Raw genomic sequence first — 20448 nt, 5'->3', positions numbered from 1 at the left:
CCGAGATTATCTCTCGGCCGCTCCGGGGCAACTGTTCCAGCCTAACCCATCGCAGTGACCCGGTCAAAACCGGGAAACTCACAACCGGAAGGCGGTCGAAGCCAAGACAGTATCACTGTCTAAAACTTCTGGATTCGCCAGGCGCCTTCGTCCAACCTCGTTTGCTCTCACCCGGGGGGCGGAGTCGGTGTCCGTGTCGCTCTGACTCGACAAAAGTTACGTGATCGACCGCGCTCCCGCAAATCGCCTGGTCACAGCGATGACGGCGCGGAAAGTGCGTGGTCGGCGGCGACGAGAGGGGCACCCTGGACGGGAATGGTGGTGCGCGTCACCATGAACGCGTGTCGCGGAGCCGGCCCGGCACGCCCCGCGGACAGGAGAACCATGACCGACTGGCATCGCGTCAGCCCCGTTGCGCACGGCATCTGGAGCATCACCGAGCCCGGCCACGTCACGATGTGGCTGATCGCCGGTTCGGAGCGGGCCCTACTACTCGACACCGGAATGGGCTTCGTCCCCCTCCGACCGGTGATCGAACAGCTCACGCCGGCTCCGGTCGTCGTCGTCAACTCGCACCATCACTTCGACCATGTCGGCGGCAATCACGAGTTCGACGACGTCCGCATCCATTCCTCCGGCCTCCCCGCGCTGGCGACGCCTCCCGATCGAGCCGACCTCGATGCCTATCTGGACCACAACGACCGCGTCGTTCGTGCCGCCGCATCGGTGCGCGATGTCGACCACCAGTACCTGCACCTGTTCGACGTGGACAGTGAGCCGGCCGCACTCCCCCGCGGATTGGACCGGTCGGCGTGGACGGTCCGGCCGCCCCGACCGTCGGGCACCGTCACCGACGACGAGACCATCGACCTGGGTGATCGCACGGTTCGGATCCTGCACACCCCCGGCCACACACCGGACAGCATCTGCCTGCACGACGACCGCACCGGAGTGCTGTTCGGAGGGGACACGGTCAACTCGGGACCGATCTACGCGCACGAGCCGGATTCGGACCTGGCCGACTTCGCCGCGAGCACCGCACGCCTCGCCGCCATGAAGGACGAGGTGTCACTGGTCGCGATGAATCACTTCGGGCGGGTGATCGCACCGCCCTATGTCCTGCAATCCGTGGCCGACGCGTTCGCTCGACTCGCGCATGACCGCGCCGGGGCGCGACAGACCCGGGACGTTCAGGACAACCCCGTGGACGAAACGGTCCACGACCACTTCTCGATCCTGCTGCCCGCTGCCGCTCCCGGACTCTGACCAGGGAAACCTTGTCGGCCCTCGCGACCGGGTAATAGGCTTCGAGAGCTGCGACAACCGTGCACGCCGACCGCATCACGACACGCGAACCGGCACGTGAAGCCACAGGCACGAGGAACCACGGTGGACCGCTCGCTCGGTTGACGAACCGGACCCGCTTCGGCAGGCCCTTCACCGAAGGGAGCGTCAGCCATGTCCGCACTCACCCGTTCCGCCGGCCGCCTTTGTGCGGTCGCGGCCGCGATCCTCCTCGGGCTCGGTGCGCCCTACTCCAGCGCCGCGGCGGTCGGCCTCCCCGCCCCGACAGCGGCTCCGAGCGGGGGCTACTGGTACTTCCACTACCTCGCCGAACGCTGCGAGGCCGGGTCGATGCAGGCGTGTGACAGCCTCACGACCCAGACCACGCTCAAGGCGTCCGAGACAATGTGGCAGACCTACAACCGGTACGGCCGGTCCTGCGGCGGGCGCACGGAGCCCAACCCGTACCAGGCTCCGCGGACCAGCTGTGTCCAGCAGTTCCCCGAGGGCGCCTGACCACGGCCGTTGACGAAGCGGGACTACTTCACGTCGTCGAGGGACTCGTCCTTGGTCTCGCGCATCACCAGCAGCGCCACGAAGGTCAGTGCGGCAACGACGAGCAGGTAGATGCCGACCCAGCCGACGCCGTAAGTGGTGGCCAGCCACGTGGCGATGAACGGCGCGACCGCCGCACCGAGGATGCTGGAGGTGTTGTAGGCGATGCCGGAGCCGGTGTACCGGACGTTGGTCGGGAACAGTTCCGGGAGCACCGCGCTCATCGGCCCGAAGGTGAAGCCCATCAACAACATTCCGATGATCAGGAACAGGAGCATCCGGCCTTCACCCATGCCGTCCGCGCCGAGCAGCACGGAGAACGACAGGCCGAAGACCATGATCACGGCGGTGACCACGAGCAGCACCACCCGACGGCCGAAGCGATCCGACAGCCAGCCGGTGATCGGCACGCCGGCGGCGAAGAAGAACACCGCGACCAGTTGCAGGACAAGGAAATCCGAGTACTTGAAACCGAGGCCGGTACCGCCCTCCGCGGCGGTCTTCCCGGTCCCGAAGCTGAGCACCCAGGTGGTCATGATGTAGAAGAGCGTGTACGTCGCGAGCATGACGAAGGTGCCGATGATCAGCTGACGCCAGCTGGTCTTGAACACGGTCGCGAGCGGGGTCTTGACCTTCTCCCCCCGTTCCACGGCCCGAGCGAAGACCGGCGTCTCCTCGAGCCGCAGCCGGACGTAGAGGCCCAGGATCACCATGACCGCGCTGAGCAGGAACGGGATCCGCCAGCCCCAGGACAGGAACGCGCCGGCCAGATCGGGGTCGCCGTTGTCGTGGTTCATGAACAGCGTGATGATCAGGAACAGCCCGTTGGCGAGGAAGAAGCCGATCGGCGCACCGAGCTGCGGCCACATCGCCGCCCACGCCCGTTTGCCGGGCTTCGCGGTCTCGGTCGCGAGCAGTGCGGCCCCCGACCATTCGCCACCGAGGCCGAGGCCCTGGCAGAACCTCATCAACGCGAGCAGTGCGGGGGCCAGGATGCCTGCGGCGTGGTAGGTCGGCAGCAAGCCGATGACGAAGGTGGCGATGCCCATCGTCAGCAGCGAACCGACGAGAGTGGCCTTGCGACCGATCCGGTCGCCGTAGTGCCCGAAGAGGACCGAACCGAGCGGCCGCGCCACGAAGGCCAGACCGAACGTCGCGAGCGATGCGAGCAACGCGGTGGTGTCGTTGCCCTTCGGGAAGAACAGGTGCGGGAACACCGAGACGGCGGCGGTCGCGTACGCGTAGAAGTCGTAGAACTCGATCGACGTGCCGACCATGCTGGCCACCACGATGCGGCTGCGTGGAACGGCCTCCACCTTTTCCTCGGTGGTCGGGATCGCATCGTCTCGGGTCTGGGTCATCGGGCCGGCTCCTGCACGAACTCACTATCGATTCCAATATGTGGACACTTCGCGTCCATCTCCTAGGAATTTCACCACCGAAGTAGTTAGCAAAGCAAAATGATCTTGGTGGGGTCGTTGCACCAAGCACCGTCAAGGTCGCGATAAAATCCACTCGGAGCGCCGGGAAGTCTGGTCGGCACGTGCCCCTGCATGCCCGTACCAGGAGAGACCTTGATCCAGACACTGCGCTCCGAACTGTCCCGCTACCTGCGGACCGAAACCATCGGCGGTTCGATCCTGCTTGCGGCCGCCGCGATCGCGCTGATCTGGGCGAACTCCCCGTGGGCGGACGCATACACGGGCCTGCGCGACTTTCAGATCGGCCCCGAGGCACTCCACCTGCACCTGACGGTCGGCGCCTGGGTTCAGGACGGTCTGCTCGCGATCTTCTTCTTCGTCGCCGGCCTCGAGCTCAAACGCGAACTGGTCGTGGGCGAACTCTCCGATCGCAAGAAGGCCCTGTTACCGATCGTCGCCGCGGTCGGCGGTGTCATCACCCCGGCACTGATAACCCTCGCCGTCGGGTGGGGCACGCCCGGGATCGAGCAGGCCTGGGCGATTCCCGTCGCGACCGACATCGCATTCGCCCTCGGCGTCCTCGCCCTGACCGGGTCACGAATCCCGGCGGGTGCACGAGTGTTCCTGCTCAGCCTCGCAGTCGTCGACGACCTGCTCGCCATCGCCATCATCGCCACCGTGTTCACCACGACGATCGCCTTCGCCTGGCTGCTCGGCGCCCTGGCATGCGCCGCCGGCTACTGGTTCGCCCAGCACCGCAGGCTGACCAGCCCGTGGCTGTACGTCCCACTCGCGCTGCTGACCTGGTACTGCGTGCACCAGGCGGGGATCCACGCCACGATCGCCGGCGTCCTGCTCGGCGTCCTGACCCGGGTGCGGCCCGACCCCGGTGAAGCCGACGCCCCGGCGGTGCGCCTCGAGCACCGCCTCCAGCCCTGGTCCGCCGGACTGTGCGTGCCACTGTTCGCGCTGTTCGCCTCGGGCGTGCCGATCAACAGCGACGTCCTCGGGACACTGCTGACCGACCGGCTGACGCTCGCGATCATCCTCGGAATGTTCCTCGGGAAGATCACCGGAATCTTCGGGGTGTCGTGGGTGGCGGTGCGTTTCGGCATCGCCGTCAAACCGACCGGACTCGGATTTCGAGACATGTTCGCGCTGTCGGTGCTCGGCGCGATCGGATTCACCGTTAGCCTTCTGGTGACCGAACTCGCACTCGAGGGCGCGGAACAGGACAAGGCCAAGGTCGCGGTCCTGCTCACCTCCTTGGCTGCGTCACTGATCGGGTCGGCGCTACTGTTGCGCCGGGGACGCGTCCACCAGGCGCGTGCCGCCATCGATCACCGGCCACGAGGCGACGACAACGGAGGGGCTACGACGTGAGCATCAGCGACCGCACCGGCAGGACCGGAAACGGGGTGCCGAACACCATCTCGTCGATCCCGCTGACCGACGTCGACGCACACGCCCCCGGCACCGCCAGCATCGGCAACCTGGTCAAAGACGCGACCGCGCAGGTCTCCACCCTGGTCCGGGCCGAGGTCGAGCTGGCCAAGGCCGAGGTGACCGGTGAGGTGAAGAAGGGCCTGCAGGGGTCGCTGTTCTTCATCCTGGCGCTCGCCGTGCTGGTGTTCAGCGCGTTCTTCTTCTTTTTCTTCCTCGCCGAACTGCTCGACCTCTGGGTCGCCCGCTGGCTGGCATTCCTGATCGTGTTCCTCCTGATGCTGGTGGTCACCGGGGTGCTGGCACTGCTCGGGTACCTCCGGGTCCGCAAACTCCGGGCGCCGGAGAAGACCATCGACTCGCTGCGTCAGGCCGCGTCCGTGCTGCCGACCACGTCCGAGTCCACGACCGGCTCCGGCGGCTACACCCCCGGCGAGTACGCCCGCCGCACCACACCCTGACGCGACGTCGTCGTGAATGCTCCCGACCCGTCGACCGTCCGCCTCGACGGACCATGGCGGCACCGTGACGTGCGCGCCAACGGCATCCGCTTCCACGCCGTCGAGGCCGGACCGACCGAACCCGACGCGCCGCTGGTGGTGCTGCTGCACGGGTTCGCGGACTTCTGGTGGACCTGGCGCCACCAGCTGACCGCGCTCGCCGACGCCGGATACCACACCGTGGCACTGGACCTGCGCGGCTACGGGGACACCGACAAGCCGCCCCGCGGCTACGACGGCTGGACCCTCGCCGGAGACGTGGCCGGGCTGATCCGGGCCCTAGGGCACACCGAGGCGACGCTGGTCGGCCACGCGGACGGCGGGCTCGTCTGCTGGGCGACCGCCGTCCTGCATCCGCGGGTGGTGCGGTCCATCGCGCTGATCGCCTCCCCGCATCCGATCGCTCTCAAGCGGGCGGTCATTCGGAAACGGGCGCAACGATCCGCGTTTCTGCCGTCGTTCCTCGCCTGTCAGCTTCCGTGGCGACCCGAGCGGCGCCTGACCCGCGACGACGGCGCGGAGGTCGAGCGCCTGCTCCGCCGTCGCATCGGACCGGCAGGTCGGACGACCGGCGGTGAGTTCGACGAGATCCTGGTGCGATCCCGCTCGGCCATCCAGATCCCCGGCGCCGCGCACTGCGGCCTCGAGTATCAGCGCTGGGCGTTCCGCAGCCAGTGGCGACCCGACGGCCGACGGTTCATGACCGCGATGGACCAGCCGCTCCGCGTCCCGGTACTGCAGATTCACGGCGATGCCGACCCCTACGTGCTGCGGTCGACGTTGCGCTCGGACACCCGTTGGGCACCGCACCGACACCTGCACACCGTTCCCGGTGCGGGTCACTACCCGCACTGGGAACGACCCGACGACGTGACCGCCGCACTGATCGAGGCGCTCCCCACCCGTGAGTGATCCTCACCCCGCGAAGGGTGAGGATCACTCCGGGGCGGCGCGGCCGCGCTAGAGGATGCAGGCGCCGGTGTCGACGGAATCGGCGGCGTAGCCGGACTGCTCGAGCTGGCGGGACACCTCGGCTGCGGTCAGCGCGAACCCGGTGTCGCTGTTGTCGACGGCCGCGCCGAACACCAGGCCGAGGACGCGGCCCTGGTCGTCGACCAGCGGCCCGCCCGAGTTGCCCTGCCTGATCGACCCACGCACCGTGTAGACCTCGCGGGTGACGTCGGCGGCCCGGTAGATGTCGGGTCCGCTCAGGTCCAGCGTCTCGCGGATCCGCGCGGCGCTGGCCGTGAACGGGCCGCCGCCCGGATACCCGAGCACCAGGGCGTCGGAGCCGGACTCGGCGGGCTCGGGCGCGAACTGCAGCGCCTCGGCGTCGAGACCCGGCACGTCGAGCACCGCGACATCCACCTTGGGGTCGAACAGGACGACGGTCGCGTCGAGCGGGCCGTCCGCGCCGTCGACGACCACCTGGCTCGTACCCGCCACGACGTGGGCGTTCGTCATCACTCGCTCGGGCGCAACGACGAACCCGGACCCCTCCAGCGCACGCTGGCAGCTCGGTGCCACCCCTCGCACCCGCAGCACGCTCGGCTGCAGCCGGGCCGCGAGCGGGCCCTGCGCGATCGCCGCGTTCGGGGGGTCCACGACCGCGATCGGGGTGCGGCCGAACGGGCCGATCACGTCCGGCAACCCGGACGTGTCGAGCAGCGCCGAGAAATCGCTCGGCAGCCGGCGCATCCAGTCCGGCGCCACGTCGTCGACCTGGGTGAGCACCTTCGACCCACGAACCGCAGCGGCGACCTCGGGCTGCGACGACGCCGTCAGCGGGATCGCCAGCAGCCACGCCGCGACGAGCACCGCGGCGCCCTGCAGACCCGCCCCGACGACACTGTCGACGGACCGGGCGACCGGGCTGTGCATACTTCCGCGGGCGGCGCGGCCGAGCACCATGCCCGCCACCTCACCGACGATCACCAACCCGATGATCAGCAGGATCCCGACCAGCACGCGGGCCCGTCCCCCGTCGACGTGCACGAGCACGTGTGGAGCGATGAGGATGCCGGCGACCGCACCGAGGACCACACCGAGGAAGGCCAGGGCGGACGCGACCGCGCCGTGCCGCCACCCCGACGTCGCGGCGAGCACCGCGATGGCCAGGATGGCGATATCGATCCAGGTCGACCCCGTCACCGCTCGTGCACCTCCACCACACCGGCATCGAGTTCGGCGAGCGTCACGTCGAGATCCCGCACGTCACGGTGGTCCCACTCGATCTCCCACCCGGAGACCGCGATCAGCCCGGCGAGGACGCCTGCGGTGAAACCCCAGATGAGGAATCCGTCGATCTGGAACGCCGGCCCCCGGTAGCCGAGCCGGTGCTCGACGATGAACCGGTTCTCGGGGTCCAGCAGGGACCGGACCGGCACTCGCGCGACCCGGGCGGTTTCGGCATGGTCGACCGGACGCACCGGAGTGGGCCGGTCCCAGTAGGCCACCACGGGCGTGACGTCGAAACCGGACGGCGGCACGAAGATCCCGGGCAGAACCGCCAGCGATCGGACACCGGACGGGTCGAGACCGGTCTCCTCCTCCGCCTCACGCAAGGCCGTCGCGATGGGCCCGTCGTCCTCGGGGTCGGCGGCACCACCGGGGAAGGCGACCTGCCCGCTGTGCTGGCGCAGCGTCGCCGCGCGCTGGGTCAGGAGCACGTCCGCGTTCTCCGGCAGCCCGCCGAGGCTGACCGGATCGGCCTCCTCCGAACCGCCGAACAGAACCAGGACGGACGCGTCCCGCACCTTCGCCCCGCTGGGGGCGCGCCGGCGCAGGACGGGGTTGATCGCGTGGTCGTCGCCGGGCGGCAACGTGACGACACGCTGCAGCCATTCCGGGGCGGGATGCTCGGTTCGGGTCACGACACGACACCCAGGTGCTCGCGGACCGCGGCGGCGATCTGGTCGGCGTCGTCGAACGGTTGCGGCAGCACGGCCGCGACCGTGCCGTCGGCGCGGACGAGCGCGGTGACGGGCAGCACCTTCGGTGCCCCGACCGCGGCCGCGATCCGCCCCGCCCCGTCCTGGACGCCGGGCAGGTGGACGCCGTACTCGGTCAGCGCGGACAACGCATTTCCCTCCTTGGGGTCCTGATGGACCGTCAACACCGTCACCGCGTCGCCGGCCCGGCGCGCGTACTCGTCGAGCGCGGGCAGTTCCTTCGCACACGGACCGCACCAGTAGGCCCACAGGTTCACCAGTGCGGGCTTGCCGGCCAGGGCGGCGCCGACGTCGATCCGGCCGCCGTCGCCGATGCAACCGAGCTCGATGCCGGCAAGCGGCCCGGACGCGGTGGTACCGGGGACGGGCGTCGGGCAGGGAGCCAGCGCCGCCGCGGCCCGCGGACCGGCCAGCGCCTCGTCGGTGTCACCGGCGACCCGTTCGACCGCGGACGGCGTGGCACCACCGCTCCGGTAGTCGGCGTAACCGCGGGTCGTGGGCTCGTCGCCTCCGCGTGGCCAGATCGCGACCGCCAGCGCGGCGACCACGACAAGGGCAGCCAGGCTCCACCGGCCCGTGTTCGAGATGTGCACGCCCCGGTTCACCGACCCGCCAGGTCGAGGAGGTGTTCGGTCTCGGGTCCCTTGACCAAAGCGGCGGCCACACTCGGATCGGTCGGTCCGGCGCCGTACGACGGGCAGTCCTTCGCCAGGACGCACACCCCGCAGGCCGGCTTCTTCGCGTGGCAGACCCGCCGCCCGTGGAAGATCACCCGGTGCGAGAGCAGGGTCCACTCCTTCCGAGGGATCAGTTCGCCGACCGCGCGCTCGACCTTGACGGGGTCCTCCTCGGCGGTCCAGCCCCACCGCCGCACCAGGCGCCCGAAATGGGTGTCGACGGTGATTCCCGGCACATCGAAGGCGTTCCCGAGGACGACGTTCGCGGTCTTGCGACCGAACCCGGGCAGGCTGACCAGATCGGTCATGTTCCCCGGAACCTCGCCGTCGAATCGTTCCACCAGAGCCCGCCCGAGCCCGATGATCGAGTTCGCCTTGTTGCGGTAGAAGCCGGTCGTTCGGATGTACTCCTCGAGCTCCGCCCGATCGGCTCCGGCGTAGTCGGCAGCCGTCCGATACCGGGCGAACAAGGCCGGCGTCACCTGGTTAACCCGCACGTCAGTGCACTGCGCGGACAGAATCGTCGCCACCGACAACTCGAGCGGGGTGCTGAAATCGAGCTCGCAGTAGACGTGCGGGAACGCCTCCGCGAGGCGCCGGTTCATCCGGCGTGCCCGGCGGACGAGACCGAGCCGGGTCTCGTCCCGCTTCGGGCCCCCGGCGGGCAACGCCGCGCGGCCCCTCGCCGGGGTCTGGGAAACAGTGGTCGACACCCGTCCAACTCTACGGACGGCCCCGACACCCGCCGTCGCATCGTTTCGCTTCTGAGACATTGGCGGTGTTTACTGCCCCGTATGCAAGGTCTCGCTGTGGTGCTCTTCCCAGTGCTGCTCATGCTGTTTGCGCTGGCGATGGAGCGGGTGGAATTCCGGCTGCGCCGGCTCACGGTGCGTGAGCAGGAGGTGGAGGAATTCCTCGACAAGGCGAGCCACGCGGAGGTGGCCACCCTCGCTCAAGAGGGACTGCCTCGGGCGCTGGCCCGCTTCCACCTCCGCCGCAGGCGGGGGGCCCTCGACGACCACGAAGACCTGACCGAACGACGCGCCAGCTGACCGCGAGCTCCGCTGCGACCGGGTACCCGGCATTCGCTCGACGCGCAGGGCGTGGCGCCGATCACTACTGTTCGAGTTCGGGACGATAGACTTCGATCGAAGTCAACGAACAGTCGGCACGTCCACACGTGCCGAGCCGGTGGACGTCCGCCCCACAGGGTGGCGCCCACCACACCGATTTTTCCGATGAAGGAGCGCACGTGGACGAGGTCCTGGCCAGAGCCGGTATCTTCCAGGGAGTCGAGCCCTCGGCGGTTGCCGCGCTGGTCAAGCAGCTACAGCCCGTCGATTTCCCCCGTGGGCACGTCATCTTCAACGAGGGTGAGCCGGGCGACCGCCTGTACATCATCGTGTCCGGCAAGATCAAGCTCGGACGCCGTTCCCCCGACGGCCGCGAGAACCTGCTGACGATCATGGGCCCCTCCGACATGTTCGGTGAGCTCTCGATCTTCGACCCGGGTCCGCGCACGTCGACGGCCACCACGGTCACCGACGTGCGGGCGGTGAGCATGGACCGCGACGCCCTCAAGTCGTGGATCGACCAGCGGCCCGAGATCGCCGAGCAGCTGCTTCGGGTTCTCGCCCGCCGCCTGCGCCGGACCAACAACAACCTGGCCGACCTGATCTTCACCGACGTTCCCGGCCGCGTGGCGAAGGCGCTGCTGCAGCTGGCCCAGCGGTTCGGCACCCAGGAGGGCGGCTCCCTGCGCGTCACCCACGACCTCACCCAGGAGGAGATCGCCCAGCTCGTCGGCGCCTCCCGCGAGACCGTGAACAAGGCGCTGGCGGACTTCGCCCACCGCGGCTGGATCCGACTGGAGGGCAAGAGCGTCCTCATCTCCGACTCCGAGCGTCTCGCGCGGCGCGCCCGCTGACACAGCGCAGACGCAAGAGAGAGCCGCCCACCCCGCTGTCGGGGTGGGCGGCTCTTTTCGTCGGACCGCGGCCGGGACCCGACCGCACATGCCGCCGGGTCCCGCTCGAGGCACCCTGGACAGGAGAAGGGCCCCGGTCCCGGGCTGGGACTGGGGCCCTTCTGCTGTTCGACGGCCGGATCGTGTGCTCGAACTACCGCCCCCCTCGGGGCACCCTCACGCACTCACCGCCGACGATGTGGGGACAGCACTCAGGCGGGGGTGCCGCCGTTGTCGGAGCTGCCGAGATCGAGCTGGAAGATGGTGCCGAACATGCCGATCAGCTGCACGATGCCGTTCTCGTCAGCGAGGTTTTCGAGGGATCCCACGTGTACTGCTCCTTGCGTTTGTGAGGGGGTTACGCACCGCAACGCAATGCGATGCCGGACAGATATGTACCGTCCCTCACGACCTCCCGCAGCCCGAGAAACCCGCACCACCCGGGCCCGCGGCGTCCTCCGTTCGAGCGACACCGCCCGCCACCAGCGCACATTCGTCGACCAACAGCGTTTATGTGATGTCCCACACATTTTCTGCGAATCTCGCTGTGCGGGATCGCGAAGTCAGCGTCGCAGGTAGTCGAGCTGCACGCGCACCGACTGCTCGGCCACCGGCCACAGCTTCGGGTCGACGTCGGAGTACACGTGCTCGACCACCGTGCGGACGGCGGCGTCGTCGCCCAGAACCTCGAGCGCGGACCGAACCTGCTCGAGCCGCTCCTCTCGATGCGCCAGGTACTGCTCGGCGACCGCCTGCACGTCGGGCAGGTCCGGCCCGTGCCCGGGCAGCACCGTCCGACCGGACCCCAGGTCGATCAGCGACCGCAACGACGAGAGGTAGTCGCCGAGATCGCCGTCGGTCGAGTCCAGGACGGTGGTGCCGCGACCGAGGATGGTGTCGCCGGTGAGCACCGACCCCTCCCCCTCGATCACGAAGGACGTCGAGTCCTTGGTGTGCCCGGGGGTCCGCAGTACCCGGATCGCGAGCCCGACCTCCTCGATCAGCTCCCCGTCGGGCAGGCCGGCGTCGGTGTGTCTGCGCAGCGACGGGTCGACGGCGCGCACCGGACTGCCGGTCATCTCGACGAATCGGTCGATGCCGTCGGTGTGGTCGTGGTGCCGATGGGTGATCAAAGTCAGCGCGACCGGCCCGACCTCCGCGACCCGCCGCAGGTGCTCCTCGTCGGCCTCGCCGGGGTCGACGACCACGCACTCCTCCCGCCCCGGCGCTCGGAGGATCCAGGTGTTGGTGCCGTCGAGCGTCATCATCCCGGGGTTGTTCTCCAACATCACCGCCGCGATCGGGGTGACCTGTCGCAGTTGGGCGTAAGCCGGATGTCCGAGGGTCATGGGCACACTCTACGGACGCGGATTCCGGCCTCCTCGACCCTCCGGTGCTGCGCGGTCCGGAGCGGAGACGACGTCGGCCCGCCCACCTGTGTGCAGTGGACGGGCCGACGAGAGTCGTTGCCGGTCAGCGGACCTCGACGATGAGCTCCACCTCGACCGGGGCGCCCAGCGGCAGCTCCGCGACCCCGACCGCGGAGCGCGCGTGCACGCCGGCATCCCCGAACACCTCGCCGAGGAACTCGGACGCGCCGTTGACGACGCCCGGCTGCCCGGTGAACCCCTCGGCGGACGCGACGAATCCGACCACCTTGACGACGCGGACCACCGAATCGAGCCCGACCAGGGCGTCGATCGCGGCCAGCGCGTTCAGCGCGCAGGTGCGGGCGGCCTCCTTCGCGGTGTCCGCGTCGACCGGCCCACCGACCTTGCCCGTGACCGGCAGCGAACCGTCGACGAACGGCAACTGACCGGACGTGTACACGAGATCACCGGTCCGCACCGCAGGCACATATGCCGCGACGGGTGCGGCCACCGGGGGCAGTGCGACACCGAGATCGGCCAGCCGCGCCTTCCAGTCCGCCATCGCGCTCAGCCCTTCGGACGCTTGAGGTAGGCCACGTGCTGCTCGCCCGTCGGGCCGGGCAGCACGGTGACGAGCTCCCAGCCGTCCCCGCCCCACTGATCGAGGATCTGCTTGGTCGCATGGGTCAGCAGCGGGACGGTCGCGTACTCCCACGTAGTCAATTCGCTCATGCCGGTGAGCCTAGTGCCCGCGCCCGCCGCCCTGCGCCGTCGTGTCAGGGGCCGGTCGCACAACGATTCACGGCCGCGACTTATAGGCTCGGGGGGTGGCAGCACCTGCGAACGCACCCGCCTACGAGTGGCCGGCCAAGGCCGACAAGGCCCGGCTGCATTTCGTCTCCGGCAAGGGCGGAACCGGAAAGTCGACCGTTGCGGCGGCGTTGGCGCTGGCCCTGGCCGCGGGCGGCCGGAGAGTGCTGCTCGTGGAGGTGGAGGGCAGGCAGGGCATCGCGCAGCTTTTCGACGTCCCACCGTTGCCGCCGACCGAGACCAAGATCGCCACCGCGGACGGTGGTGGCGAGGTGTTCGCGCTGGCCCTCGACATCGAGACCGCCTTCCTCGAATACCTGGACATGTTCTACAACCTGGGCTTCGCCGGCCGCGCGATGAAACGCATGGGCGCGATCGAGTTCGCGACCACCCTTGCGCCGGGCCTGCGCGACGTGCTGGTCACCGGCAAGATCAAGGAGTGCGTCGTCCGTTCCGACCGCAACGGGGTGCCCGTCTACGACGAGGTGGTGGTCGATTCCCCGCCGACGGGCCGGATCGGTAGCTTCCTGGACGTGACGAAGGCGATGTCCGATCTCGCGAAGGGCGGCCCGGTGCATTCGCAGTCGGAGGGCGTGGTGCGGCTGCTTCACTCGGACGAGACGATGGTGCACCTGGTGACGCTGCTCGAGGCGTTGCCCGTGCAGGAGACCGCGGACGCGGTCGAGGAACTCGAGGGCGCCGACCTGCGCCTGGGCACGGTGATCGTCAATCGCTCCAACACCGCGTATCTGCCACCGGACACGATGGCGGCCGCCGCGGCGGGCACCGTCGACGCCGCCGCCGTCCGCGCCGGCCTCGACGCGGTGGGGATCACGCTCTCCGACGACGACTTCGCGGGACTGCTCACCGAGACGATCGAGCACGCGTCGACGCTGGCCGCCCAGGACGACAGCGCGGTCGAACTCGACAAGCTCGACGTGGCCCGGCTGCACCTGACCGCGTTGACCGACGGAGTCGACCTCGGCGGGCTATACGAGCTCGCCGAGCAGCTCGCCGAGCAGGGCGTCCGATGAGCGCGGCACTCGACGTCGACGCGATCCTCACCGATCCGGCCGCGCGGATCGTGGTCTGCTGCGGATCCGGTGGCGTCGGGAAGACGACGACGGCGGCGGCGATGGCGTTGCGCGCCGCCGAGGAGGGCAGGCGGGTGGTCGTGCTGACGATCGACCCGGCCCGCCGGCTGGCCCAGGCCCTGGGGGTGCAGGACCTGGACAACACGCCGCAGCCGGTGCAGCTCGGACCGGGCGCGACCGGCGAGCTGCACGCGATGATGCTGAACATGCGCCGCACGTTCGACGACATGGTGCTCGAGCACTCCTCCCCGGAGAAGGCGCAGCAGATCCTGGCGAACCCCTTCTACCAGACCGTCGCCACCTCGTTCTCCGGGACGCAGGAGTACATGGCGATGGAGAAGCTCGGCCAACTCGCCGCCAGCGACGAGTGGGATCTGGTGGTCGTGGACACGCCGCCGTCGCGCAACGCGCTGGACTTCCTCGACGCGCCGCAACGACTCGGATCCTTCCTCGACGGACGGATGATCCGGCTGCTGTCGGCGCCGGGACGCGGGATCGGGCGCCTGGTCACCGGCGCGATGGGGCTGGCGCTGCGGGCGGTCTCGACGATCATCGGCAGCCAGATGCTCTCGGATGCCTCGGCGTTCGTGCAGTCTTTCGAGTCGATGTTCGGCGGGTTCCGGGAACGGGCCGCGCACACATACGAACTGCTGCGCGCGCAGGGCACGCATTTCGTCGTCGTCGCCACCGCGGAGCCGGACGCCCTGCGGGAAGCCTCGTTCTTCGTCGAGCGGCTCTCCTCGGAGGGGATGCCCCTCGCGGGCCTGGTCCTCAACCGAACCCACCCGACGCTGAGCGCGCTACCGGCCGATCACGCGGTCGCGGCTGCCGATCTGCTCAAGAAGCGGGGCGAGCACCCGATGACAGTGGCTGTCCTGCGGATCCACGCGGAGCGCGCCCGGACCGCTCAGCGCGAGCTGCGCCTGCTGGGACGGTTCACCGGGGCGCATCCGCGGGTTCCGGTGGTCGGGGTGCCGTCGCTTCCGTTCGAGGTGTCCGATCTGGAGGCGCTGCGGGCGGTTGCCGATCAGCTGACCGGTCGGGGCTGACGGGCTCGGACACCGGGGCCGGTTCCGGCTCGGTTCGACGGTCGCGCCGGACCACGAGGGTGCCCAGTCCAGCGGCGACCAGACACGCGACCGCGCCCATCAGCAGGCCCACCCGTCCGCCGAAGTGCTCGGCGACCGCACCGGCGATCGGCCCGCCGACCGGGGTGGACCCGAGGAACGCCACCGACCACAACGCCATCACCCGCCCGCGCATGTGCGGCGCCGCCTCGAGTTGCAGGGTGCTGTTGCCGACCGACAGGAACCCGACGCTGGCGGCGCCCACGCAGACCAGGAGCACCAGCGCGAGCCACAACGTCGGGGCGAGTGCCGCCGCGCCGATGACGACGCCGAACAGGGCCGCCGACGCGATCAGTGCCGGGATTCCGGTCCGTCCGCGGGCCGCGACGAACAGGCCGCCGAGCACCGCACCGACCCCCATCGCGGCGGTCATGAACCCGTACACGCTGGCGTCGCCGCCGAACGTGTCCCGGGCGAGTACGGGAAGGACCACCTGGAACTCGTAGGCGAGGCAGCCGACCAGCGCCATCATCAGCAGCGGCACGAGCAGGCCCGGTGTGCGGGCGACGTAACTCAGGCCCTCCCGCAGCTGCCCGGGTTCGCGGGGCGCCGGCGGAGACGGGCGCAGCGCGGCGACGTCGAGCCGAACCAGGGACGCCACCACGGCGACGAAGCTGAGTGCGTTGAGCAGGAAACAGATGCCGAGTCCGCCGGTGGCGATGACGAGGCCCGCGATCGCGGGACCGATCGCGCGCGCGGCGTTGACCAGCACCGAGTTGAGGCTGACGGCGTTGCGCAGATCCTCGGGCCCGACCATCTCGAGCACGAAGGACTGGCGGGCGGGGTTTTCGAAGCTGTTGTTCAGACCCAGCAGGAACGCGAGCACGTACACGTGCCACAGCTCGACGGTATCGGTGACCGTGAGCACGCCCAGGATCAGGGCAAGCAGACCCATCATCGTCTGCAGGCCGATCATGAGCTTGCGCTTGTCGAGCCGGTCCGCGACGACACCGCCGTAGGGACCGAACAGCAGCACCGGCAGGGTCTGCAGTGCCACCACCGATCCCAGCGCGGTACCCGACCCGGTCAGCTGCAGCACCAGCCAGGACTGTGCGACGGACTGCATCCAGGTGCCGATCATCGACACCGCCTGACCGCCGAAGTAGATCCGGTAGTTGGGGACGGCCAGCGAGGAGAACGTGTCGCGGCGGAACTCGGCGAGGGTGGTCACGACGCGGTCGTCGCGATCTCCCGGGCCAGCGCCTCGATGGCGGGCAGCGCCGCGACCACCGCGTCGGCGTCCTCGTCGGGCAGGCGACCGAGGGCGTCGGCGAACAGTTGGGTGCGCTCACTGCGCAGCCGGCGGTGCAGTGCCTCCCCGTCCTCGGTGACCTGCACCCGGGCCGCGCGCCGGTCCGCGGGGTCGGCGCTGCGCCGGAGCAGGCCGTCCCCCTCGAGCTTGCCGACCACCCGCGAGAGCATGGTTGGGTTCAGTCCCTCGGTCTCGGCGAGCGCGCCGAGACCGAGCGGTCCGAGCCGGGCGGCGGTGCCGAGCACCGACAGCTGCGTGCGGGTGAGCCCACCTCCGGACACGCGACGATCGACGATCCGGGAGATGCGGGCCAGTGCGATCTTGAGCCGGGTGATCTCGTCCTCGGTGGGGAGATGGGTCACGGGTGTGCGCCTCCGAAGATAGTTGCCTATCGGCAAGCATACTCTTCGGAGGCGACGACTGCGCTGCACGAACCGGGTCGAGCTGCGAGGATCACCGGATGACCCAGCCACCCGCGTGGGCGGAGCACCTGAACCTGGTACCCCACCCCGAAGGCGGCTGGTACCGCGAGACCTGGCGCAGCGACACCACACTCCCCGCGTCGGCACTGCCCGACGGCTATCCCGGCGACCGGGCGGCAGGCACGGCGATCCTCTTCCTGCTCCTGCCCGGCCAGCGATCCGCCTGGCACACCGTGCGCGGTGCGGAACTGTGGTTCCACCACCGCGGGAGCCCACTACGACTCGACCTCGGCGGAGACGGCCCCGCACCCGGCCGGCCGGATAGCCGGCTCCTCGGCCCCGACGTCGCCGCCGGACAGCACCCGCAACTGGTGGTGCCGCCCGGACACTGGCAGCGCGCCGAGCCGGTCGGCGACGAGGCGGCACTGGTCGGCTGCGTCGTGGTACCGGGGTTCGATTTCGCGGATTTCCGCATGCACGAGCCGTGATGTCGCCACCGCGACCGCCGCACACAGCACACCGGCCGGGACCTGAGTGTCAGATCCCGGCCGGCGGCCGAAGATTCATCCGTTCGGATGACAGGGATTCAGACGACAGACGCCTGGTTTCGCTGTGCCGAGAAGAAGTCGGCCCACGACTCCACCTCGGGGTGCTGCTTGAGGAGTGCGCGGCGCTGACGCTCGGTCATGCCGCCCCACACTCCGAATTCGACCCTGTTGTCCAGCGCGTCCGCTCCACACTGCATCAGCACCGGGCAGTGCCGACAGATGGTGGCCGCCTTGCGCTGCGCGGCTCCGCGAACGAACAACTGATCAGGATCGACCGTGCGGCATCGTGCCTGCGTAACCCACGCAATGCGCGCCTCAGCCTCTTCAACGTCCAACCGGCGACCCGGGGTGGTCACGGTCATCTTCTGCCCCTCCTGCAGTACAAGCGTCGCCCTCGCTGACGCTCCGGAAAGTGCCCGCGTCCGCCCTAGCATGGGCGAGACGCACCACATTCCCGATCTAGTGTTATCTGAATCACACTGGGTCACAATTTAGGCAATGTATAACGGTCTGCGCAAGATGCCCGACCCACTTTTTTGGTACGGACGTGCATCCAGATCGAATCGGCTGGTTGCTCTGGGAGCGGGAGCACACAGGACACGTACCCTGTCGTAGTGCCCATCGCAAAAACAGTCGCGAAACTCGCTGGATGCACGGCCCTGGCCGGCGCCCTCCTTGCGGGTGTGATGTTCCCCCTGGCGGGCGGGTTCGGCATGGTCTCGAACCGCGCCGCCGACACAGTCGACAACGTCTCGGCCGAATTGGTCGAGGGTGACGTGCCCGCGGTGTCGACGATGGTCGACGTCGAGGGCAACCCCATCGCGTGGCTGTACGAGCAGCGCCGATTCGAGGTTCCCAGCGACAAGATCTCCAACGACATGAAGTTGGCAATCGTCTCTGTCGAGGACCGCCGCTTCGCGGACCACAAGGGGGTCGACTGGCAGGGCACGGTGCGGGCCTTCCTCACCAACACCACCAGCGGTCAGGTCCAGCAGGGCGCCTCGACCATCGACCAGCAGTACGTGAAGAACTACCAGCTGCTGGTTGTCGCGAAGACCGACGCCGAGCGCCGCGCCGCGATCGAGACGACGCCGGCACGCAAGATCCGTGAGATCCGGATGGCGCTGACGCTGGACAAGAAGCTCACCAAGGACGAGATCCTCACCCGGTACCTGAACCTGGTCCCGTTCGGCAACGCGTCCTTCGGCATCCAGGACGCCGCACAGACCTATTTCGGCATCGACGCCAAGGACCTGAACCTCACCCAGTCCGCGATGCTGGCAGGCATGGTCCAGTCCAGTTCGGCGCTGAACCCGTACACCAACCCGGAAGGCGTGCTCGAGCGCCGCAACACCGTGCTGGACACGATGATCGTCAACATCCCGGACCGGGCCGACGAGATCCGCGCGGCGAAGCAGGAGCCGCTCGGGGTGCTACCGGAACCGAAGTCGCTGCCACGCGGTTGCATCGCCGCCGGTGACCGCGGATTCTTCTGCGACTACGCCTTGCAGTACCTGGCGAACGCGGGCATCAGCCGCGAACAGGTCGAGAAGGGCGGGATGCTGATCAAGACCACCCTCGACCCCTCCGTGCAGGACTCCGCGCACGCCGCCCTGACCGCGACAGCCCGGCCGGACATCGACGGCGTCGCCCAGGTGATGAACGTCATCCACCCCGGCCAGGACCAGCACCGCGTGCTTGCGATGAGCAGCAGCCGCAACTACGGCCTCAACGGCGCGATCAACGAGACCGTGCAGCCGCAGCCCTACTCCCTGGTCGGCAACGGCGCGGGGTCGATCTTCAAGGTGTTCACCACCGCTGCGGCGATGGAGAAGGGTCTCGGCACCAGCGCGGTCCTGCAGGTGCCGTCACGGGTCGACGTGAAGGGAATGGGCAACGGCGGCGCGCGGGGCTGCCCCGCCGCCACCTACTGCGTCGAGAACGCAGGCAAGTACCCGGCGGCGCTGTCGGTCACCGATGCGCTCGCACAGTCGCCGAACACGGCGTTCGTCAAGCTGATCGAGTCCGTCGGGGTGACCCCGACGGTCGACATGGCCGTGCGGCTGGGCATGCGGTCGTACGCGCAGCCGGGCACGTCCGGCTACGGCGACGGCCAGTCGCTGGCCGACATGCAGAAGCAGCAGAACCTCGGCTCGTTCACCCTCGGTCCCACGTGGATCAACCCGCTCGAGCTGTCGAACGTCGCCGCGACCCTGGCCTCGCACGGCAAGTGGTGCCCGCCGACACCGATCGACTCGATCTTCGACCGGTACGGCAAGCCCGTCTCGATCACCCAGCAGGCGTGCGAGCAGGTCGTCGAGCCGGGCCTGGCGGACACCCTCGCCAACGCGATGAGCAAGGACGACAAGCCGGGCGGCACGTCCGCGGCGGCTGCGGGCGCGAACGGGTGGACACTGCCGATGGCGGGCAAGACCGGCACCACCGAGTCGCACATGTCGTCGGCGTTCATGGGCTTCACGAACAACCTGGCGGCCGCCGTGTACGTGTACGCGGACTCCCCCACGCCGCGGGAGATCTGCACCTCGCCACTGCGACAGTGCGGCGACGGCAACGTCTACGGCGGCAACGAACCCGCTCAGGCCTGGTTCAAGGCGATGAAGCCGATCGCCGATCAGTTCGGTCCCACCGAACTGCCCCCGATCGATCCGAAGTACCAGCGCGGCTCGCAGAACGCGCAGGTTCCGGAGGTCGCGGGGATGAGCGAGTCGCAGGCGACCGCGGCCCTCAAGGCGGCCGGATTCGGCGTGAACGCGGTCTCGACCGCGGGGGACGGCTCGAAGGGCACGGTGCTCAGCTCGTCGCCCGCCGGGTCCGCGGTGCCCGGGTCGTCGGTCACGCTCTATGTCAGTGACGGCACGCTGCGGGCGGCTCCGGCGACGACACCGGCTTCTCCCGCCCCGGGCCCTGGCCAGATTCAGATCCAGCTGCCCAACCTGCCCGCGCTACCGCTCCTGCCTCTGCCCCGGTAGCGGGGCCGCCTGTGTGTGAATTTCCCCTGCAGGAAATT

The 20448-nt window shown here is 69.3% G+C and carries 22 protein-coding genes; 11 read left to right on the top strand and 11 right to left on the bottom strand.

Annotation, left to right across the window (positions count from 1 at the left end; translation table 11 throughout):
- Nucleotides 1-384 precede the first annotated feature (384 nt).
- On the top strand, nucleotides 385-1266 hold the full coding sequence (locus tag ACWDU4_RS16100; protein ID WP_450114900.1) for an MBL fold metallo-hydrolase: 882 nt from the start codon (nucleotides 385-387) through the stop codon (nucleotides 1264-1266).
- A gap of 192 nt (nucleotides 1267-1458) precedes the next feature.
- Nucleotides 1459-1800, top strand: coding sequence for a hypothetical protein (locus tag ACWDU4_RS16095; RefSeq protein WP_450114899.1), 342 nt, complete (start codon nucleotides 1459-1461; stop codon nucleotides 1798-1800).
- A 23-nt stretch (nucleotides 1801-1823) separates the two neighbouring features.
- Here the strand turns inward: ACWDU4_RS16095 and ACWDU4_RS16090 are convergent, their stop codons facing one another.
- Entirely contained in the window at nucleotides 1824-3200 is a 1377-nt protein-coding gene (locus ACWDU4_RS16090) for an MFS transporter (protein WP_450114898.1), read from the bottom strand.
- A gap of 213 nt (nucleotides 3201-3413) precedes the next feature.
- Here ACWDU4_RS16090 and nhaA point away from each other — a divergent pair, with 213 nt between their 5' ends.
- Genes nhaA through ACWDU4_RS16075 form a run of 3 tightly spaced genes read left to right on the top strand, consistent with a single transcriptional unit; the run spans nucleotide 3414 to nucleotide 6115 of the window.
- Nucleotides 3414-4643: a Na+/H+ antiporter NhaA gene (gene nhaA / locus ACWDU4_RS16085; protein WP_450114897.1), complete on the top strand. Its 1230-nt coding sequence runs from the start codon at nucleotides 3414-3416 to the stop codon at nucleotides 4641-4643.
- The gene (locus ACWDU4_RS16080; protein WP_450114896.1) at nucleotides 4640-5164 is read left to right on the top strand and encodes a phage holin family protein; all 525 of its coding nucleotides are present in this window, start codon (nucleotides 4640-4642) and stop codon (nucleotides 5162-5164) included. Before nhaA ends, ACWDU4_RS16080 begins: the two co-directional genes overlap by 4 nt.
- 12 nt (nucleotides 5165-5176) lie before the next feature.
- Nucleotides 5177-6115 (top strand): alpha/beta fold hydrolase, encoded by a 939-nt coding sequence (locus tag ACWDU4_RS16075; RefSeq protein ID WP_450114895.1) that lies wholly within the window; start codon nucleotides 5177-5179, stop codon nucleotides 6113-6115.
- A gap of 48 nt (nucleotides 6116-6163) precedes the next feature.
- Here the strand turns inward: ACWDU4_RS16075 and marP are convergent, their stop codons facing one another.
- Genes marP through nth form a run of 4 tightly spaced genes read right to left on the bottom strand, consistent with a single transcriptional unit; the run spans nucleotide 6164 to nucleotide 9436 of the window.
- On the bottom strand, nucleotides 6164-7354 hold the full coding sequence (marP, locus tag ACWDU4_RS16070; protein ID WP_450114894.1) for an acid resistance serine protease MarP: 1191 nt from the start codon (nucleotides 7352-7354) through the stop codon (nucleotides 6164-6166).
- Nucleotides 7351-8076: an NUDIX hydrolase gene (locus ACWDU4_RS16065; protein ID WP_450114893.1), complete on the bottom strand. Its 726-nt coding sequence runs from the start codon at nucleotides 8074-8076 to the stop codon at nucleotides 7351-7353. Before ACWDU4_RS16065 ends, marP begins: the two co-directional genes overlap by 4 nt.
- Nucleotides 8073-8747 (bottom strand): TlpA family protein disulfide reductase, encoded by a 675-nt coding sequence (locus ACWDU4_RS16060; protein WP_450114892.1) that lies wholly within the window; start codon nucleotides 8745-8747, stop codon nucleotides 8073-8075. The genes ACWDU4_RS16065 and ACWDU4_RS16060 overlap by 4 nt, the downstream gene beginning before the upstream one ends.
- An 8-nt stretch (nucleotides 8748-8755) precedes the next feature.
- Nucleotides 8756-9436, bottom strand: coding sequence for an endonuclease III (gene nth, locus ACWDU4_RS16055; RefSeq protein ID WP_450114910.1), 681 nt, complete (start codon nucleotides 9434-9436; stop codon nucleotides 8756-8758).
- Nucleotides 9437-9625: 189 nt separating this feature from the next.
- Between nth and ACWDU4_RS16050 the strand changes: the two genes are divergently transcribed.
- Both ACWDU4_RS16050 and ACWDU4_RS16045 read left to right on the top strand, forming a co-directional pair.
- The gene (locus ACWDU4_RS16050) at nucleotides 9626-9883 is read left to right on the top strand and encodes a hypothetical protein (RefSeq protein ID WP_450114891.1); all 258 of its coding nucleotides are present in this window, start codon (nucleotides 9626-9628) and stop codon (nucleotides 9881-9883) included.
- 200 nt (nucleotides 9884-10083) lie between these two features.
- Nucleotides 10084-10758: a Crp/Fnr family transcriptional regulator gene (locus ACWDU4_RS16045; RefSeq protein ID WP_007536532.1), complete on the top strand. Its 675-nt coding sequence runs from the start codon at nucleotides 10084-10086 to the stop codon at nucleotides 10756-10758.
- 602 nt (nucleotides 10759-11360) lie between these two features.
- Here the strand turns inward: ACWDU4_RS16045 and ACWDU4_RS16040 are convergent.
- From ACWDU4_RS16040 to ACWDU4_RS16030, 3 genes are all read right to left on the bottom strand, one after another.
- Nucleotides 11361-12146 carry an MBL fold metallo-hydrolase gene (locus ACWDU4_RS16040; RefSeq protein ID WP_450114890.1) on the bottom strand — a complete coding sequence of 262 codons (786 nt, stop codon included), beginning with the start codon at nucleotides 12144-12146 and terminating at the stop codon, nucleotides 11361-11363.
- A 124-nt stretch (nucleotides 12147-12270) separates the two neighbouring features.
- On the bottom strand, nucleotides 12271-12729 hold the full coding sequence (locus tag ACWDU4_RS16035) for a RidA family protein (protein ID WP_450114889.1): 459 nt from the start codon (nucleotides 12727-12729) through the stop codon (nucleotides 12271-12273).
- A 5-nt stretch (nucleotides 12730-12734) separates the two neighbouring features.
- Nucleotides 12735-12899 carry a DUF4177 domain-containing protein gene (locus ACWDU4_RS16030; RefSeq protein ID WP_085999530.1) on the bottom strand — a complete coding sequence of 55 codons (165 nt, stop codon included), beginning with the start codon at nucleotides 12897-12899 and terminating at the stop codon, nucleotides 12735-12737.
- Nucleotides 12900-12994: 95 nt separating this feature from the next.
- Here ACWDU4_RS16030 and ACWDU4_RS16025 point away from each other — a divergent pair, with 95 nt between their 5' ends.
- On the top strand, nucleotides 12995-14011 hold the full coding sequence (locus tag ACWDU4_RS16025) for an ArsA family ATPase (RefSeq protein WP_450114888.1): 1017 nt from the start codon (nucleotides 12995-12997) through the stop codon (nucleotides 14009-14011).
- Nucleotides 14008-15120, top strand: coding sequence for an ArsA family ATPase (locus ACWDU4_RS16020; RefSeq protein WP_450114887.1), 1113 nt, complete (start codon nucleotides 14008-14010; stop codon nucleotides 15118-15120). Before ACWDU4_RS16025 ends, ACWDU4_RS16020 begins: the two co-directional genes overlap by 4 nt.
- Here the strand turns inward: ACWDU4_RS16020 and ACWDU4_RS16015 are convergent.
- Complete coding sequence (locus ACWDU4_RS16015) at nucleotides 15008-16369, bottom strand: MFS transporter (protein WP_450114886.1); 1362 nt, start codon at nucleotides 16367-16369, stop codon at nucleotides 15008-15010. The genes ACWDU4_RS16020 and ACWDU4_RS16015 overlap by 113 nt on opposite strands.
- On the bottom strand, nucleotides 16366-16812 hold the full coding sequence (locus tag ACWDU4_RS16010; protein WP_450114885.1) for a MarR family winged helix-turn-helix transcriptional regulator: 447 nt from the start codon (nucleotides 16810-16812) through the stop codon (nucleotides 16366-16368). Before ACWDU4_RS16010 ends, ACWDU4_RS16015 begins: the two co-directional genes overlap by 4 nt.
- Before the next feature lie 98 nt (nucleotides 16813-16910).
- Here ACWDU4_RS16010 and ACWDU4_RS16005 point away from each other — a divergent pair, with 98 nt between their 5' ends.
- A complete protein-coding gene (locus ACWDU4_RS16005) occupies nucleotides 16911-17360 on the top strand; it encodes a cupin domain-containing protein (RefSeq protein WP_450114884.1) in 450 nt (149 codons plus the stop codon).
- A 98-nt stretch (nucleotides 17361-17458) separates the two neighbouring features.
- Here the strand turns inward: ACWDU4_RS16005 and ACWDU4_RS16000 are convergent, their stop codons facing one another.
- Nucleotides 17459-17782: a WhiB family transcriptional regulator gene (locus ACWDU4_RS16000; RefSeq protein WP_450114883.1), complete on the bottom strand. Its 324-nt coding sequence runs from the start codon at nucleotides 17780-17782 to the stop codon at nucleotides 17459-17461.
- Nucleotides 17783-18106: 324 nt separating this feature from the next.
- Between ACWDU4_RS16000 and ACWDU4_RS15995 the strand changes: the two genes are divergently transcribed.
- A complete protein-coding gene (locus tag ACWDU4_RS15995) occupies nucleotides 18107-20410 on the top strand; it encodes a penicillin-binding protein (protein ID WP_450114909.1) in 2304 nt (767 codons plus the stop codon).
- The last annotated feature ends 38 nt before the right edge of the window (nucleotides 20411-20448 follow it).

This window comes from Rhodococcus sp. NPDC003348 (assembly GCF_053589375.1).
Note: the sequence above shows the minus strand (reverse complement) of the source record. Positions and strands in the feature narration are given on the sequence as shown.